At 61.4% G+C, this 17,715-nt stretch carries 15 protein-coding genes and 1 other RNA gene; all 16 read right to left on the minus strand.

Translation table 11 applies throughout. The annotated features are described in order from the left end of the window. Nucleotides 1–112 precede the first annotated feature (112 nt). Nucleotides 113–1,285, minus strand: a complete 1,173-nt coding sequence (ftsZ, locus tag BN874_RS05645) for a cell division protein FtsZ (protein WP_034431436.1) — start codon at nt 1,283–1,285, stop codon at nt 113–115. A gap of 70 nt (nt 1,286–1,355) precedes the next feature. Continuing rightward, on the minus strand, nt 1,356–2,588 hold the full coding sequence (gene ftsA / locus BN874_RS05650) for a cell division protein FtsA (RefSeq protein ID WP_034431437.1): 1,233 nt from the start codon (nt 2,586–2,588) through the stop codon (nt 1,356–1,358). A 24-nt stretch (nt 2,589–2,612) separates the two neighbouring features. Then, the gene (locus BN874_RS05655; protein ID WP_081756171.1) at nt 2,613–3,422 is read right to left on the minus strand and encodes a cell division protein FtsQ/DivIB; all 810 of its coding nucleotides are present in this window, start codon (nt 3,420–3,422) and stop codon (nt 2,613–2,615) included. A gap of 9 nt (nt 3,423–3,431) precedes the next feature. Beyond that, entirely contained in the window at nt 3,432–4,385 is a 954-nt protein-coding gene (locus BN874_RS05660) for a D-alanine--D-alanine ligase (protein ID WP_051497470.1), read from the minus strand. Nucleotides 4,386–4,412: 27 nt separating this feature from the next. Next, nucleotides 4,413–5,813 (minus strand): UDP-N-acetylmuramate--L-alanine ligase, encoded by a 1,401-nt coding sequence (gene murC / locus BN874_RS05665; protein ID WP_051497478.1) that lies wholly within the window; start codon nt 5,811–5,813, stop codon nt 4,413–4,415. 83 nt (nt 5,814–5,896) lie between these two features. Beyond that, nucleotides 5,897–6,982, minus strand: a complete 1,086-nt coding sequence (gene murG / locus BN874_RS05670; protein ID WP_034431439.1) for an undecaprenyldiphospho-muramoylpentapeptide beta-N-acetylglucosaminyltransferase — start codon at nt 6,980–6,982, stop codon at nt 5,897–5,899. After that, complete coding sequence (ftsW, locus tag BN874_RS05675) at nt 6,979–8,187, minus strand: putative lipid II flippase FtsW (protein ID WP_081756172.1); 1,209 nt, start codon at nt 8,185–8,187, stop codon at nt 6,979–6,981. Before ftsW ends, murG begins: the two co-directional genes overlap by 4 nt. Beyond that, nucleotides 8,181–9,536 (minus strand): UDP-N-acetylmuramoyl-L-alanine--D-glutamate ligase, encoded by a 1,356-nt coding sequence (murD, locus tag BN874_RS05680; protein WP_154724759.1) that lies wholly within the window; start codon nt 9,534–9,536, stop codon nt 8,181–8,183. The genes ftsW and murD overlap by 7 nt, the downstream gene beginning before the upstream one ends. Nucleotides 9,537–9,550: 14 nt before the next feature. Then, nucleotides 9,551–10,636, minus strand: a complete 1,086-nt coding sequence (gene mraY, locus BN874_RS05685; RefSeq protein ID WP_034431440.1) for a phospho-N-acetylmuramoyl-pentapeptide-transferase — start codon at nt 10,634–10,636, stop codon at nt 9,551–9,553. After that, entirely contained in the window at nt 10,636–12,024 is a 1,389-nt protein-coding gene (locus tag BN874_RS05690; RefSeq protein WP_034431441.1) for a UDP-N-acetylmuramoyl-tripeptide--D-alanyl-D-alanine ligase, read from the minus strand. Before BN874_RS05690 ends, mraY begins: the two co-directional genes overlap by 1 nt. Next, entirely contained in the window at nt 12,025–13,554 is a 1,530-nt protein-coding gene (locus BN874_RS05695) for a UDP-N-acetylmuramoyl-L-alanyl-D-glutamate--2,6-diaminopimelate ligase (RefSeq protein ID WP_034431442.1), read from the minus strand. Beyond that, on the minus strand, nt 13,551–15,305 hold the full coding sequence (locus tag BN874_RS05700) for a peptidoglycan D,D-transpeptidase FtsI family protein (protein ID WP_195912116.1): 1,755 nt from the start codon (nt 15,303–15,305) through the stop codon (nt 13,551–13,553). The genes BN874_RS05695 and BN874_RS05700 overlap by 4 nt, the downstream gene beginning before the upstream one ends. Next, nucleotides 15,302–15,574: a cell division protein FtsL gene (gene ftsL, locus BN874_RS05705; RefSeq protein ID WP_034431443.1), complete on the minus strand. Its 273-nt coding sequence runs from the start codon at nt 15,572–15,574 to the stop codon at nt 15,302–15,304. The genes BN874_RS05700 and ftsL overlap by 4 nt, the downstream gene beginning before the upstream one ends. Further along, complete coding sequence (gene rsmH, locus BN874_RS05710; RefSeq protein WP_034431444.1) at nt 15,571–16,512, minus strand: 16S rRNA (cytosine(1402)-N(4))-methyltransferase RsmH; 942 nt, start codon at nt 16,510–16,512, stop codon at nt 15,571–15,573. The genes ftsL and rsmH overlap by 4 nt, the downstream gene beginning before the upstream one ends. Nucleotides 16,513–16,515: 3 nt before the next feature. After that, nucleotides 16,516–16,974, minus strand: coding sequence for a division/cell wall cluster transcriptional repressor MraZ (gene mraZ, locus BN874_RS05715; RefSeq protein ID WP_230314343.1), 459 nt, complete (start codon nt 16,972–16,974; stop codon nt 16,516–16,518). A gap of 280 nt (nt 16,975–17,254) precedes the next feature. Further along, nucleotides 17,255–17,609, minus strand: an RNA gene (gene rnpB, locus BN874_RS22240) — RNase P RNA component class A. Nucleotides 17,610–17,715: the final 106 nt, after the last annotated feature.

A 17,715-nucleotide genomic window follows, 5' to 3' on the forward strand; every position in this document is an offset into this window, starting at 1 on the left:
CACCATTGTTGTTAAGTTGCAAAAGCTTACGCTCCAGTCATCGAACTTCACTTCAGCAGACGCTGACGGTGGGATAGCATGAGTCAGGGGTGATTCCACATTGCACTGAACTTTACTCGGCTTGGCGGCGCAAGAACGCGGGAATGTCCAGATAATCCAGTTCGGGATCGACCCGCTCGCTCAAGCTATCAACCGTCTTCTGGCGGCTGCTGGTCCGGTCGTAGCGAGAATGTGCTTCCCCGTCACCGCCTGCCCGCTGCTGTACCAGCTTGACATGCGGGATGGCTACTTCCCGTTCGCGTGAGTGAGCCGGCTTGGCCGGAACGCCTTGGCCGATACCGGTCGCGACGATGGTAACCCGCAGTTCATTATGCATTTCGGGATCCACCGACATCCCGACCACCACGTTGGCATCTTCGGACGCCAACTCCTTAATGGTGTTGCCGACTTCCTCGAATTCGCCGATGGTCACATCCATACCTGAGGTGATATTGACCAGCAGGCCCTTGGCGCCAGCCAGGTTAAAGTTCTCCAGCAGCGGACTGGAAATCGCCGCTTCGGCGGCCTCGCGGGCGCGCCCATCACCAACCGCACGACCGGTACCCATCATAGCCATGCCCATCTCCGACATCACGGTGCGCACATCCGCAAAATCCACATTGATCATGCCCGGACGGGTGATCAATTCAGCGATGCCCTGTACCGCGCCCAACAGCACGTCATTGGCCGCCTTGAAGGCATCCAGCAGGCTGGCATTTTTGCCCAGCACCGTGAGCAGTTTCTCATTGGGGATGGTGATCAGTGAATCCACGGTTTCGCTCAATTCACGGATACCGCGCATAGCGACTTCCATCCGCTTTTTGCCCTCGAACGGAAACGGCTTAGTCACCACGGCTACGGTCAAAATCCCCATCTCCCGGGCCAGTTGCGCCACCACTGGCGCCGCACCGGTGCCGGTGCCCCCGCCCATACCGGCGGTGATAAACACCATATCCGCGCCCTGTAGTGCTTCGCGGATGCGTTCATGATCTTCCTGGGCGGCCTGCCGTCCGACCTCAGGGTTGGCTCCAGCCCCCAGCCCCTTGGTGATATTCACCCCCATCTGCAAGGTGATCGGCACAGCGCAAGTCTTTAGCGCCTGGGCGTCGGTGTTGGCGCAGATGAAATCCACGCCCTCAATATTAGCGCCCAGCATGTGTTGAACAGCATTGCTGCCGCCGCCACCAACTCCAATGACCTTAATGACAGCGCTTTCTTCCGTCTTGACATTCATTAACTCAAACATAACGGCCTTTCCTCGCTCAATGGTTTTCAACCCGAGATTCCCCGACCTGCGCCTTATTTTCTACAGTCCGCTAAAAATTCCCCTGCAACCAGCTCGTTATCCAAGCCCACAGTCCTTTGCGACCCGTCCGCGCCACCGGACCCGACCGTCCGGGCCGATTCTCGTTACCAAACAGCAGCAAACCCACCGCCGTGGAATAGATGGGATTGCACACCACATCCTGTAATCCAGTCACATCACGCGGTAATCCCAGTCGCGCCGGCATGTGAAACACCTCCTCGGCCAGTTCCACCACGCCCTCCATTTGAGAACTACCCCCGGTCAGCACTACCCCCGCCGCAACCAGGTTCTCGAAGCCGCTGCGTTGCAATTTCCCCAAGGCGATTTCAAACAGCTCGTCGTAGCGCGGCTCCACCACCCCGGCCAATTCCAGCCGGGACAGGCTACGAGCGGCCCGGTCGCCAACTTCAGCGACCTCAATCCGCTCGTCGGCGCGGGTCAGTTGCTTGAGGCAACAGGCATGCTTGATCTTAAGATCCTCCGCCGAAGCGGTCGGGGTATGGAAAGCGACGGCGATGTCGTTGGTCACCTGGTTGCCGGCGACCGGGATTACCTCGGTATGGCTGATCGCACTATTGGTGAACACCGCCAGATCGGTGGTGCCGCCGCCAATGTCCAGCAGGCAGACCCCCAGTTCTTTCTCATCCGAAGTCAATACCGCCCGACTGGACGCGAGTTGCTGCAAGATAACCTCGTCCACTTCCAGTTCGCAGCGTTGCACGCATTTGACGATGTTCTGCTCGGCGCTGACCGCGCAGGTGACAATATGAACCCGCACTTCCAGCCGCACCCCGGCCATGCCAATCGGCTCCTGAATGCCTTCCTGACCGTCAATGATGAATTCGCGAGGCAGAATGTGCAGGATCTTCTGGTCTGCCGGAATCGCCACTACCCGCGCCGCTTCAATCACCCGCTCCACGTCTTCCTGGGTCACCTCCCGGTTCTTGATCGCGGTGACGCCGTGGGAATTCAGCCCGCGAATGTGGCTGCCGGAGATGCCGGTGTACACCGAATGAATCTTGCAGCCCGCCATCCGTTCTGCTTCGTCCACTGCCCGCTGGATCGACTGGACGGTGGATTCGATGTTGACCACCACCCCTTTTTTCAATCCCCGCGAGGGGTGCGAGCCGATGCCAACCACATCAACCGTCCCGTCGGAGCCGACCTCACCGATGATAACCACCACTTTCGAGGTGCCGATATCGAGTCCGACGATTAAATTCTTGTCTTCTTTTTTAGGCATAAAATCTCCCTTTCCCGTAACCGTCTAGCCCGCTGTTGGAACTGGCGGTACTGCTTTCCAGCGCACGGCAAAGCCGTTGACATAGCGTAAATCCACCACTGCGATCCGGTCGGCCTGAGCAGCCAGCACCTTCGGATAGACCAGCGCCAGCCGTCGCAACCGTTCCTCGAACCGCTCGCGCCCTACATACACTTCCAGCCCGTTGTTAAACGTCAACCACCAGGCCCGGCGTTCATCCTGTACCAGTTTCTCCAGCTTCAACCCAATCGGATCAAACAGCGTCTGCACCTCTTGCCAAGTCTTGATCAGCGCCTTTTCGCGGCCATCGGGACCGCTCAGTCGTGGCCATGGTCCCGGTTGGCGGAGGGTGGTCGGGTGGAACCGACGACCGTTCACATCCACCATATCCTGCTGTTCGCCCCAGTAGCCAAAGGCAATTCGTTCGCGTAAGCGGATGTCCACGGTATCCGGCCACCAGCGCCGCACTGCCACATCATCGACCCAGGAATTAGCCGCCAGCGCGGTGTGCAAATCATCCAGATTGGCAATGAAGAAGTTCAGACCCAGATACTCTTGCGCCAAGGGTTGTAAGTCGGCCTCGGTTAAATTGCGCAACTCACCCTCGACCCGCACGTTTCGCAATGGAAACGCCCCCGGATCCCGTAGCTTCTGGCTGCCGATGTGTACCCCGAAGCCGACTGCGGCCAGTGCCAGCACCACCCCCAGTCCACGCAACCATGGCCCCACAACGGCTCTCCACCGCCCCGGTGAACCGACCGCTTCATGCTTGATCGCCGTTGCTCCCCGGCGGCGTCCACGTCCGATCCGCGTCATCGTCCGCGCTCAATCCGACTGCGCCAGGCTGGTTTCCAAAATCCGCCAGACCAGATCCTCAAAACTCAGCCCGGCCACTCGCGCTGCCATCGGCACCAAACTGTGGTCAGTCATCCCGGGCACGGTATTGACTTCCAGCAGCCACGGCCGGTCTTGCGCATCCACCATCACATCCACCCGACCCCAACCAGAGCCGCCCACAGCGGCGAACGCCTGACCGACCAGCTCCCGCAATTCCGCCTCGCGCTCTGGCGGCAAGCCGCAGGGACAGAGATAGCGGGTATCGTCCGCGTGGTACTTGGCCTCGTAGTCGTAAAATTCGCGCGGCGTTTCCAACCGGATCAGCGGCAGTGCCTCGCCCTGCAATACGCCACCGGTGTATTCCTGACCCTGAATCCACGATTCCACCAGCACCGGCGAATCGCAAGCGGAGGCCCGCGCCCAGGCGCTCTCGACTTGCGCGGGATCGCTGACCCGGCTAATGCCGATGCTGGAGCCTTCGCAGGCCGGCTTAACCGCCAGCGGCAAGCCCAGCGCAGTCGCGGCATCAGCCAGTTCCGCTGCGGTTTCCACGATACGATAGGCGGGCGTCGGCAGACCCATCCCCAGCCAGAGCTGTTTGGTGCGCAGCTTGTCCATGCCCAGCGCCGAGGCCAGCACTCCACTGCCGGTATAGGGCAGGCCCAGCAGTTCCAGCGCCCCCTGAATTACGCCATCTTCACCGCCCCGCCCGTGCAGGACAATGAACGCCCGATCAAAACCGCCGTTAGCCAGCATCGGCAAAATCTCACGGGTGGCATCAAGGCCATGCGCGTCTACGCCGCTTGCGCAGAGCGCCGCCAGCACCGCCTGACCGCTTTTCAGCGACACCGCTCGTTCCGCCGACCAGCCGCCCATCAGCACGGCCACTTTGCCGAACGCTGCCGGATCGCTGATTAACCGCTGCTGTAGGTGTTGTTGCATCTGCTGATTCCCCCTGATCCCGCTCACTCAATTCACGCCCGGCAAACCGTCGCGTTCCAATTGCACCGCCATCGCGCCGATGTCGCCCGCGCCCATCAACAGCAACAAATCACCATCGCGCAACAGTCCCGGCAAGGCCGCTGGCAGATCAGCCGTTTGCTCGACGAAAACCGGGTCCACTTTGCCACGAGTCCGAATCGCCCGGCTCAGGCTGCGACCATCGGCTCCGGTAATGGGCTTCTCACCGGCGGGATACACCTCCAGCAGGATCAGCGCATCCACTTCGGAAAGCACCTGAGCAAAGTCGTCGAACAGGTCACGGGTACGGCTAAAGCGATGCGGCTGAAAGGCCAGCACCAGGCGTCGCTCCGGCCAGGCGCCGCGCAAGGCCGCCAATACCGCCTGAATTTCACGCGGATGGTGGCCGTAATCGTCCATCACCGTGGCGTGGCCGCCGCCGGGCAAGGTCAATTCGCCGTGGGGCTGGAAACGCCGCCCGATACCCTGAAAATTCCGCAAGGCGCGACAAATTGCGGTTTCCGACACCCCCAACTCCAACGCCACCGCAATCGCCGCCAGCGCGTTCAACACGCTATGCTGGCCTGGCAGATTAAGCAGAATCGGCAGTGGCATTTTCAGATGGGGCAAATGAGCCACAAAGCGGGTGCGCAAGCCTTCCGCCACGATGTCAGTGGCGCGGGCATCGCAATCCCCGCTGGTGCCATAGGTCAGCATCGGTCGAGTCAGGCGCGGCAAAATCGCTCGCACTTGTGGATCATCGGCGCACAACACCGCCAACCCGTAAAACGGCAGGTGGTGCAGAAACTCGACGAAGGTGTCGCGCAGCCGCTCGAAATCACCGCCATAAGTCGAAAGGTGATCGGCATCAATGTTGGTCACTACTGCCAGCATCGGTTGCAAAAACAGGAATGAAGCATCGCTCTCGTCGGCCTCAGCCACCAGATAGCGGCCCGCGCCTAACTTGGCATTAGCCCCGGCACTGTTCAACCGTCCGCCGATGACAAAAGTCGGGTCCAGTCCGCCCTCGGCCAGCAGGCTGGCGATCAGGCTGGTCGTGGTGGTTTTGCCGTGGGTGCCGGCTACCGCGACGCCGTAACGGAACCGCATCAGTTCGGCCAGCATCTCGGCGCGTGGCACCACCGGAATCCGCGCCGCGCGCGCCGCGATCACTTCGGGATTGTCCTCGGCTACCGCGCTGGAAATCACCACGGCGTCACAACCCGCGATGTGTCCAGCAGCATGTCCCAGATGAAGGATCGCACCCAATTGACTCAGCCGCGCCGTCACCGCGCTGGCGCGCAGATCCGAGCCAGACACGCCGTAGCCCAGATTCAGCAACACCTCGGCGATGCCACTCATCCCGGAGCCGCCGATGCCGATGAAATGAATCTGCCGAATCCGGCGCATGTCGCGCCACGCTTCCGGGATCGTTGCTAATGCCGGTTTATCCACGTCCTCGACTCTCCACCCTCAATATTTCTTTGCATGATTCAGGAACGCGCCTGTTGTAGGCACACTCGCGCCACCTGTTCGGCAGCCTCAATTTTCGCCAGACTTCGCGCCGCCTCGGCCATCCGCAATAGTTGGGTACGGTCGCCCAGTAAATCGCTCAGAATTGCGGCCAGCCGTTCAGCCGTTAACTCCGCCTGCTGGACCAGCAGCGCCGCGCCGCCTTGCGCCAGAAAGTGGGCATTAGCGGTCTGGTGGTCGTCCACCGCAAACGGAAACGGCACCAGCACCGCGCCCACGCCTGCCGCAGCCAGTTCGGCGATAGTCAACGCCCCGGCCCGGCACATCACCAGATCGGCCCAGCTATAGGCTTCAGCCATATCTTCAATAAACGGGGTCAGGCGAGCGGTTATTCCGGCCTTCCGATAGGCAGCTTCCGCCGCCTGGTGCAACTGGCCGCCGGCCTGATGCCAGACCTCCGGGCGCTGGTCATCGCTGAGCAACGCCAAGGCTTGCGGCACAAGTTGATTGAGCGCCAGCGCGCCCTGACTGCCGCCCAGCACCAGCAGCCGTAACCGGCCTTCGCGTCCGGCGAAGCGTTGCGCAGGCGGCGGCAGCGTCGCTATCGGCTCACGTACCGGGTTGCCCACCGTCAGCGCTCGTCGCGCGGCTGGAAAAGTCTGCGGAAACGCCTCCAAAACCTGACTGGCGATCCGCGCCAGAATGCGATTGGTCAAACCGGCAATCGCGTTTTGCTCATGCACCACCAGCGGAATGCCAAGCCACCAGGTCATCAACCCACCGGGGCCGCTGGCGAAACCACCCATTCCCAACACCACTCGCGGTTGCAGCCGTTGCAGAATCACCCGTGCCTGCCATAGCGCCCGCCCGATCATCAATGGCATCGCCAATTTCTGGCCCAGCCCTTTACCGCGCAAACCGGCGACGCCGATCCATTCCATCGGAATTCCAGCCTTCGGCACCAGGGTCGCCTCCAGACCGTGCCGGGTGCCCATCCATACCACCGGCACTCCCTGCGCTTGCAGTCGTTCGGCTACCGCCAGCGCCGGAAATACATGGCCGCCGGTCCCGCCCGCCATAATCAACGCCGGTCGTGCGGCGCTCATTCGTCGTGGACTCCACCGGCGCGGGTTTCCACATCAATCCGCAGCAACACCGCCAGCGTCATGCACATCACCACCACGCTGCTACCGCCGTAGCTCATCAGCGGCAAGGTCAACCCTTTGGTCGGCAGTGCGCCCATGTTGACGCCCATGTTAAACAGCGCCTGGATGCCGAACCATAAGCCGATGCCATAGGCCAGCCACGCCGAAAATTTCAGGTCCAGCCGCTCTGCCCGTTGCCCGATTAGAAACGCCCGCCACACCAGGGTCATGAACAGCGCAATGACGGTCAGGATACCGGCCAGCCCCAGTTCCTCAGCCAGCACCGCAAACAGAAAATCGGTATATGCCTCAGGCAGATAGAACAGCTTTTGCACGCTTTCACCCAGCCCGACCCCGAACAGTTCGCCGCGGCCGATGGCGATCAGCGACTGGGTGAGCTGATAACCGCTGGCTTGCGGGTCGGCCCACGGATCGAGAAAGCTGATCAACCGCGCCCGCCGATAAGGTGAGGACCAGAGCAACACCGCCATCGCCGAGACGGTTCCAATTTGCAGGGCGCCGAACTGCCAGAGATTGACGCCGGCCAGAAAGATCATGCCCAGTGCGGCTGCCATTAGCACCACCACACTGCCGAAATCCGGCTCCAGCAACAACAACACCGCCAGCACCGCCAGCACCACCATCGGCCGGAACAGCGCCAGCGCCGAAGTACGGAAGTCGGCGGTTTGCAACTCCGCGCCGTGCCGTTTGAGATAACCGGCGACGTAGATCAGCGCGAACAGCTTGGCGATTTCCGACACCTGGACGTTAACCGGACCCACATTGATCCAGCGCATACTGCCATTCACTTCCTTGCCGATGCCGGGAATCAGCACCAGTGTCAGTAAGATGAACGCCGCCAGCAGCAGCAGCGGGCTGGCTCGTCGCCAGCGCGCCAGTGGAACTTGAAAGACCATGCTGGCTGCCAGCAGGCCGACCCCCACATACGCACCCTGACGGAACAGGAAATAGAACGGCTGACCGGTTTTGGCATCGGCGGTGGGCATCGAGGCCGAGGCCACCATCAGCAGGCCCAAGGTCAGGAGCAACAAGGCCGGAATCAGGACCCACGGATCAGGAAACGGCAGCGTGGATCGACCTTCGCCGGCGCGTGGCAGCTTGTCGTGCTTGGCAGGGATTGCCGTCGTGGCAGCCGCGTTCAACATCCGACCAACCTCCGCGCTGCCGCTGTGAAGACGGCGCCGCGCTCTTCGTAACCGCTGAACATGTCAAAGCTGGCACAGGCCGGTGATAGCAACACGCTGTCGCCCGGCTGAGCCAACTGTGCCGCGATAGCCACTGCTTGGTCCATATCCACCGCTGGATGCAGCGGGATGCTGTTGCCGAGCGCACTGGCGATCAGCGGCGCATCGCGGCCGATGAGCACCACCGCCCGCGTCGTGTGGGCCAGCGCCTCCCGCAGCGGGCCAAAATCCTGGCCTTTGCCATCGCCACCGGCGATGAGCACCACCGGTCCGGGCAGGCCACGCACTGCCGCTGCCGTTGCGCCGACGTTGGTGCCCTTGGAATCGTCAAACCAGCGCACTCCCGCGTGTTCCATGACCGGCGTGGTGCGATGCGCCAGCCCGGTAAATTCCCGTAGCGCCGCCAGCATTCCTTCCCGCCGCCAACCAAGCGCATGACCCATGGCCAGCGCCGCCAGCGCGTTAGCGAGATTGTGATCGCCGCTGATTTGCAAATCCGCCGCTGTGATCCAGCGTTCAGATCCTCGTGTTAACCAGGTATCGCTGCCATCCCGGCGCAGGCCAAAATCGCCTTCGCCCGGCGTATCCAGAGTGAAATGCAGCACGTTCCGTCCCGGCTCAACCATCGCCATCACCGCCGGATCATCGGCATTGATCACCTTCGTTCCGTTGCCTCGAAATATCCGCTGCTTGGCAGCGATGTACTCCTCCAGACTATCGTAGCGATCCAGGTGATCAGGGCTGATGTTCAACACGGTGGATACCCGGGCATTCAGGCTATGGGTGGTCTCCAACTGGAAGCTGGACAGTTCCAGCACATAGATGTCGGGCGCGACGCCGGCGCTGCGCTCATGGCGTAGCCATAACTCCAGCGCCGGAGGACCCAGATTGCCGCCCACCACCACCCGCACTCCAGCGTGTTCGGCCATCGCCCCCAGCAAAGTCGTCACGGTGCTCTTGCCATTAGTGCCGGTAATGGCGGCAACCGGCGCCTGGGTCAACCGGGCCAGCAGTTCAATATCCCCCCACACTGGCACACCCGCCGCCGCCGCTTCAGTAATGGCCGGCGTCTTCACCGCCACCCCTGGACTGACGATCAAGCGCGTGGCATCTCTGAACAGCATCGGATTGAAACCGCCCAACTGGCAGGGCAGGTCCGGGAACTCCGTCCGCAACATCGCTAACCCCGGCGGATCGGTACGACTATCGCTCACGGTCACTGTCGCGCCCAATGCCATCAGCGTTCGCACGGTAGACAGGCCGCTCTGACCCAGACCGACCACCGCCGTGGTTCCCTCCAGTTGCATCATCTGCAAGACTCCCCTCAGCGGATTTTCAAGGTCGCCAGGCCAATCAGCACCAGCATGATGGTGATGATCCAGAACCTGACGATCACCTTTGGCTCCGGCCAGCCTTTGAGCTCAAAGTGGTGGTGCAACGGAGCCATACGGAAGATGCGCCGACCGGTGAGCTTGAACGAAGCCACTTGCAGGATCACCGACACGGTTTCCATCACGAAGACGCCGCCCATCACGAACAGCACCAGCTCCTGCCGCACTGCAACCGCGACCGCGCCCAGTGCCGCGCCCAGCGCCAATGCGCCCACATCACCCATAAACACTTGGGCCGGATAAGCGTTGAACCAGAGGAAACCTAAGCCGGCCCCGACCATCGCGGCGCAAAACACCAGCAGTTCGCCCACCCCGGGTACATGCGGGATGCCGAGATAGTCGGCGAAAATCCGGTTGCCGGAGGCATAGCAAAAGACGGCCAGCGCGGCTGAAACCATGACAGTGGGCACAATCGCCAGCCCGTCCAGCCCATCGGTAAGATTGACCGCATTGCTGGAGCCGACGATGACAAAGTAGGTCAACGGGATGAACAGCCAGCCCAGATTCAGCGCGACACTCTTGAAAAACGGCACGATCAGTTGCGTCTCAGCCGGGGTCTGGACGGTGAAGTACAGCAGCAATGCCGCCGTCAATCCGGCGCAGGACTGCAAGGAATACTTGGCCCGCGCTGACAATCCTTTGGAGTTGCGCAGGATCAATTTTTTGTAATCGTCCATCCAGCCAATCGCACCGAACGCCAGTGTTACCCCCAGTACGATCCAGATATAGCGGTTGCGCGGATCCGCCCATAACAGGGTAGCCACCGCGATGGCGACCAGAATCAGCGCCCCGCCCATGGTCGGGGTGCCGGCCTTGGCGAGATGGCTTTTGGGGCCGTCCTCGCGGATGTGCTGGCCAATCTGATGGTGGCTCAACCGCCGAATCAGCGCCGGCCCGACTATCAGTGAAATCGACAACGCGGTGAGAACCCCCAGAATCCCCCGCAGGGTCAGGTACTGAAACACATTGAAACCCGTGTAAAAATTGTTGGTGAGCCATTCAGCCAGCAGAACAAGCATCAGCCATGCTCCCTTGATTGCACGACGGGATCTGCGGTGCCCACCAACGCGGCTACCACCCGCTCCATTCGCGACCCACGAGAACCTTTGATCAGAACAACGCTTGGGTAAGTACTCTGGACATCGTGGCTTAAAGCGGTGATCAAACGATCCACGTCTGCATAATGATCGCCACCCTCGGCAAATGCCGCTGCGGCTGCCCGACTGTGTTCACCCAGCGCATACAACCGCTCGAATCCCGCTATCTGCGCCTCCCGCCCCGCCTGAGCATGGAGATCATCCGCAGTCGGCCCCAGTTCCAGCATATCGCCCAACACCAGCCATTTACGACCCGGTTCCGCCCCCACAGTCGCCAATGCCGCTGCCAGCGAAGCCGGATTGGCATTGTAGGCATCGTGGATTACTGCGCCGCCGTACCTTCCGTGCAAGCGCTGCATCCGGCCACCAACGTCGCGCAAAGTCTCCAATCCCTGCCGAATATCGGCCAGCGTTGCCCCTACCGTCAGCGCCGCTGCCGCCGCTGCCAGCGCGTTGCGGACATTGTGCCGACCGGGTAGCGGCAGCGTGATGTCGATCTCGCCTCCGGGCGCGATCAAGCGAAACCGGTTGCTGGCCGGATCGAGCAGTTGGCCGCTGACCGTCGCTGGTTGATCCAGCCCGAAGCTGACAATCCGCCGCCCCGGATTCAGCCCGGTCCAGTAATCGGCGTACCCGTCGTCATGGTTGATAATTGCCACGCCGCCTGACCCCAAACCCCGGAAAATTTCACCCTTGCCCCGCGCTACGCCGGGCACATCGCCGAAGCCGTCAAGATGACAGGGGCCAGCATTGTTGATAATCGCCACATCCGGCTGCGTCAGCCCGGTCAGATAGGCGATCTCACCGTGATGATTGGCGCCCATTTCGATCACCGCATAACGATGTTCCGCGCCCAGGCGCAGCAAAGTCAGCGGCACGCCCAGATCGTTGTTGAGATTGCCTTCGGTCGCCAGCGTAGCGCCGCGCACCCGCAAAATGGTGGCGATCATTTCCTTGAGGGTGGTTTTGCCATTGCTGCCGGTCAGCGCAATCAGCGGCCCGGTGAAGTGGGAGCGCCATGCCGCCGCCAACTGGCCCAGCGCCAGCCGGGTATCCGCTACGCGCAGTTGCGGCAAGGGATCCGCCACTTCCCGGCTGACCAGCGCAGCGACCGCACCGCGCTGGCGAGCGGCAGCGACAAAATTGTGGCCGTCGAAATTTGGCCCGGTCAGCGCCACGAACAGCGCCCCAGTGGGCAGGGTGCGGCTATCAATGCCAACCGTGGAGAAAGCGGCATCCCCGCCAACCCTTTCACCATCGAGCAGTCGGGCGGCTTCGCGCAAATGCAGGGATGAAAAAACATCATTCATTTAAGCGGATTCCTCTGAACGCTGCGAAGACAGGTAGTGCTGCACCACCGCCCGGTCACTGAACGGCCGTCGTTCGACGCCGATGATTTGATAGTCCTCATGCCCCTTGCCGGCGATCAACACGATGTCGCCCACCGTTGCTTCAGCCAGGACTTGAACGATGGCAGTCTGGCGGTCGCGGATGACTTCAGCCCTCTCTGGCTGTTGCATCCCGGCCAGAATGGCGCTGACGATCCGATTCGGGTCTTCGGTACGCGGGTTGTCATCGGTCACGATGACTCGATCCGCCCAGCGCTCGGCCATCGCCCCCATCAATGGGCGTTTGCCCGGATCCCGGTCGCCGCCGCAGCCGAAGATGCACCACAGCCGTGGTCCGCCATGTTCGCGCAGAGCGATCAATACCTGCTCCAGAGCGTGCGGGGTGTGGGCGTAGTCAATTACCGCCAGCAGCTGATTCAACTCGCCGCCTAGCCGTTCCATCCGCCCCGGCACTGGAACCGTCCGCGCCAGCCGCGTCAGCGCCTCGCTCAATGGCCGATCCAGCGCCAGCAGCGTCGCCAGGGCGGCCAGTAGGTTGCTGGCGTTGAACCGGCCCAGCACCCCGACTTGCAGTTCGCCATCGCCCCACGAGGAGCGAATCCCCAGTCGCAAACCCGTCGGCGATAGCTCCAGTGTTTCGCCCCAGACAAATCGTTCCAGGCGCGCTGGCCACTCGCCGAGGCCATAGCCGATAACTGTTGTGGGTATCGCACCGCGAAGGTCAGCGGCGATGCCTCGGCCAAAGGCATCATCCAGATTCAGTACCGCCCAACGGGGCCGATGACTCAGGAACAAGCGCCGCTTGGCGGCGGCGTAGGCTTCCAGAGTGCCGTGATAATCCAGATGATCGCGGCTCAGGTGCGTCAATACCGCTACCGTGAACTCCACGCCCTCCACCCGGCCCTGATCCAGGGCATGTGAAGACGCCTCCATCACTGCATAACGTCGCCCATCCGCCGCCAGTTTGGCCAGCCAGCGCTGTACCGCCAGCACATCCGGCGTGGTGTGCAGGGTTGGCTCGACCGCGCCATACACCCCCAGCCCCAACGTCCCCAGCAGGCCGCACGGCCCGGCCTCGGTATCGCTCAAGGCTTGGGCGATGAAATGAGCGCAAGAGGTTTTGCCATCGGTACCGGTGATACCTACTACCGCCATGTGCCGGGAGGGTTCAGCGTAAAAACGACTGGCGATCAATCCCAGATTGCGCCGCAGATCCGGCATCGCCAGTAACGGCGACCCCGATCCGGCAGCAGGTAAAGGTCCGGCGTAGGGAGGCTCCCACACCACAGCTATCGCCCCCGCCGCTTGCACCGCCTCCAGAAACTCCAGTCCATGCCGGTTGCCGCCGCGCACCGCGAAAAACACATCGCCCGGACGGACCCTGCGGCTATCCGCCGCCAGCCCGATCACTGGCCGATCCGCCAGTTCTGCCGGCACCTCGGCAAAACCGGCCAGTAATTCAGCCAGCGTCAGCGGCGTGGCCCGACTCACGGCTTGGCTCCGATAGCGGGCACCGCCCCGGCGATTTTCATGGTCGGCATGTCGTCCGGGGTGATATTGAGAATGCGCAGCGCGCTGCCCATAGTCTGGCTGAATACCGGCGCCGCGACCGTGCCGCCGTAGTAGGCGCCGCCCTTGGGTTCATCAATGATGATCGCCATCACCAGGCGAGGGGCACTGGCCGGGGCCATGCCAGCGAATAGGGCGAAGTAGCGGTTGGTGTAGTGACCGGCGACGATCTTGCGCGAGGTGCCGGTCTTGCCGGCCACCCGGTAGCCCGGCACACTGGCCTTTAAGCCGGTGCCTTCTTTGGTCACCACCTCCTCCATCATCGCCCGCACCTGTCGCACCGCCGATGCGGCCATCACCCGCCGCTCATCATCCGGACCGAGTGGCTGTTCACGCTTGAGCAGGGTCAGTGGCCGCCGCACCCCATCCGCCGCCAATACACTATAGGCTTGGGCCAGTTGCAGGATGGTGAGGGAAAATCCGTAACCGAAGGCATGGTTGGCGTGGCCGATTTCCGCCCATTTGCTGAAAGGGCGCAGGACGCCCGCTTGCTCGCCGATCAGCCCTATCCCGGTCACTGCGCCGATGCCCAGATTCCGATAGAGCTGCCACAGCCGCTCAGCGGGCATCGACAGCGCGATCTTGGTGACGCCGACGTTGCTGGACTTGCTGATCACATGGGTAATATCAATCGTGCCGTAGTTGTGAGTGTCGCGAACCGTATAGCGCCCGATCTGCATCGGCGCAGTATTCACCAGGGTGCTGGGCGTCCATTTGCCGCTCTCCAGGCCCAGTACGACGGGAAAAGGTTTAATAGTCGAACCCGGCTCGTACACATCAGTGATCGTCCGGTTACGCAGCAGGTCACCGTGCAACTCGCTACGGTTGTTGGGATTGCCGGCCGGCTGGTTCACCATCGCCAGAATTTCTCCGCTGCGGGCATCGACAATCACTGCTGCACCTGCACTGGCTTTATTTTCCAGCACGGCGGTCTTCAGGGCGCGATAGGCCAGATATTGCAGCCGCCGGTCAATACTTAGCGTCAACGCCTGGCCGGGCTGCGGAATCCGCAGGCTCTCCACATCTTCCACTATTCGGCCCAGCCGATCCTGAATCACCCGCTTGCTGCCCGGTATCCCGCGCAACTGAGCGTCGAAGGTTTTTTCCAGCCCTTCCTGCCCGGCATCGTCAATATCGGTGAAGCCTAGGAGGTGCGAGGCGACCTCGGCATCGGGGTAGTAACGACGGTATTCACGCTGCGCATGCACCCCGGCAATCTTGAGCTGCAAAATCTGCTGGGCCGCGCTCGGCGCCAAATGTCGGCGCAGATAAACAAACTGGCGGGTTTCACGTCCCGCCAACTTCTGTTCCAGTTCCGCCGGGGTTATATCCAAGGCGGTCGCCAACGCCGGCCAGCGCTCGCGCTGTTTCAGCAACTCCGGCGGATAGGCCCAGATCGAATCCACCGGCGAACTGACCGCCAGCGGCTCGCCGTTACGATCCAGAATCATCCCCCGGTGAGCAGACACTTCCACTGTGCGCAGATAGCGATCATCACCTTGATCTTGCAGAAAATCTTTGTGAACCACCTGCAAGTACGCCGCACGAGCAAGCATCCCGCCCGCCGCAGTGAACAGCAGAGTGAATACCAGCCCACGACGGGTCGTGGCACCGATCCGTCGTCCGGCTTGACGCAGCGCATTCAACACGGTACCCACCGAGTTCCGGCTCATGGCGGCGTGATGTACAGAACGGTACCGGGATCCGGCGTCAGCATATTCAGCCGCGTCCGCGCCACGTTCTCGACTGCGGCGTCGGTCACCAGAGTGCTTTGTTCCAGCCTTAACAGTTCCCATTCGACCTCGAGATCGTCTCGCTCCACCTGAAGTTTCTGTAACTGAATAAAGAGTTGCCGATTGTTATGCTGGGTATGGGCGACTCCCACCCCGGAGCCCAGTACGGCGCAGGCCAGCAGTGCGATTAGCAGGGTCTGATTTTTCAAGCCAGCCGCTCCGCCACGCGCAATACCGCACTACGCGCACGAGGATTGACCGCAATCTCCGCAGCACCGGCCCGGATGGCTCGCCCGATGAGCCGCAGGGTCATCCCCTCCGGGGCGCCCATCACCGGCAGATCCAGCGGTAACTCCCGACCTCGCGCCTGTTCCCGCATGAACTGCTTGACCATCCGATCCTCCAGAGAATGAAAACTCAGCACGACCAACCGCCCGGCTGGCGCCAACGCAGCTAAAGTTCCCGCCAAGACCACTTTCAATTCCTGTAATTCGTCGTTGACCGCGATGCGGATCGCCTGAAACGTCCGGGTCGCCGGATGTTTACCCGGTTCGCGGGTCGGCACGGCAGCAGCGACGAGGGTAGCCAACTGCGCGGTGCTGGTTATTGGCGCGGACTGGCGGGCGGTGATGAGAGCATGGGCGACCCGCCGGTGAAACCGCTCTTCACCAAATTCGGTCAGCACCCGCTCCAGTTCTCTCTCACTGACCCGTTGCAACCATTCAGCGGCGCTACAATCCGCATCAGGATCCATCCGCATATCCAGCGGTCCGTTCTGACTGAAACTGAAGCCACGCTCCGGATCATCCAACTGCGGCGAAGACACCCCTAAATCCAGCAGCACCCCAGCGATCCGACCAGTTAGGCCACGTTCTGCAACTACCTCAGCCAAGCGGCTGAACGCAGTCCTCACGAAGACAAAGCGGGGATCAGCGCCAAACCGTGTTGCCGCCCATCGTTCCGCCGCCGGATCGCGATCCAGCGCCAGCACTCGTCCTTGCGGCCCAAGTTGTTCCAGGATCGCTGCGCTATGCCCCCCCCGGCCAAAGGTGGCGTCCAGGTAAACGCCATCCGGTTGAATCTTCAGCGCCGCCAGGGTTTCAGCCAGCAGCACCGGTTGGTGCAGCAGCATCGTCGAATCGGTCATCGGCTAGAACGCCAGCGTATCCAGATCGGGCAGCGGTTCGCCGCCATCATTCGTGCTTGCCAACAGCGCATCGCGCCAGGCATTCCAAGCTTGTTCATTCCAGATTTCAAATTTGTTGCCCTGTCCCACCAGCACCACCTGTTTTGCCAGATTGGCGAACTCTCGCAACGGCGCTGGCAGCAGAATCCGACCGCTGGCGTCCAGACCACACTCTTCGGCATGTCCCAGCAACAACCGCTTCAGGGCACGGGCGCGAGGGTTGGTGCTGGAGAGCTGGATGAGTTTGCACTCGATTTCTTCCCAAACCGGCAGTGGGTAAAGCAGCAGACAGCGGTCGCGATCAATGGTCAGCACCATGTGTCCGCTACCCAGTTCCAGCAATTGCTGGCGGTATTTGGCCGGCATAGCCAGCCTGCCCTTGCTATCCACTGATAGCGAATTGATACCTCGAAACAATGCCACGCCTTTTCAAGTGTCGGGCACCACCGCGCCCCACTTTACCCCACTATATGCCACTAACTATAGGTAGGGCTGCTTCCTGCTGTCAAGCAAAGCCATAGAATCATAAATTTTATAAATCATAATCTATACATAGACTTATAATTTATAAAAAAACCAGCGTCCTGCCTGAGTATCGAGGTGGAGCAAGGATATTCGCTGTGGGGCAATGCAATAGGGAAAACAGGGATGCTGTCAGCGGAAAACTCCTATCGTTTTCAGCCAAGGCACTGAGGGGAGAGAAAGCGGGAACCGGTCTATAAGCCGGGTTCTGTCGAGGACGATCATTCATCTGCGACGCCTGTCACCAGACGCCTGTAGCGACCTACCCAGGAGCCGTGCGGACCACACGTTGTGCTCCTCTATTTGGTCTTGCTCCGGGTGGGGTTTACCGTGCCGTCGCTGTTGCCAGAGACGCGGTGCGCTCTTACCGCACCTTTTCACCCTTGCCGGTTCTCGCAACGAGAACGTAGGCGGTTTGTTTTCTGTGGCACTGGCCGTAGACTCGCGCCCCCCAGGCGTTACCTGGCACCCTGTCCTATGGAGCCCGGACTTTCCTCCATACCGCATGGCGATATAGCGACCGTCCAACCGGTTCCCATGAATAGTGTCCCTTGCCACGCCAACCTTGGCAAGGCTGGATTTCATGGATGGAATGCTATGTGACAAAAAACCCCGCTTTTGCGAGGTTTTTCGACTCAATCG

Source organism: Candidatus Contendobacter odensis Run_B_J11 (assembly GCF_000531125.1).
In the GTDB taxonomy this organism is placed as follows: Bacteria; Pseudomonadota; Gammaproteobacteria; order Competibacterales; family Competibacteraceae; genus Contendibacter; species Contendibacter odensensis.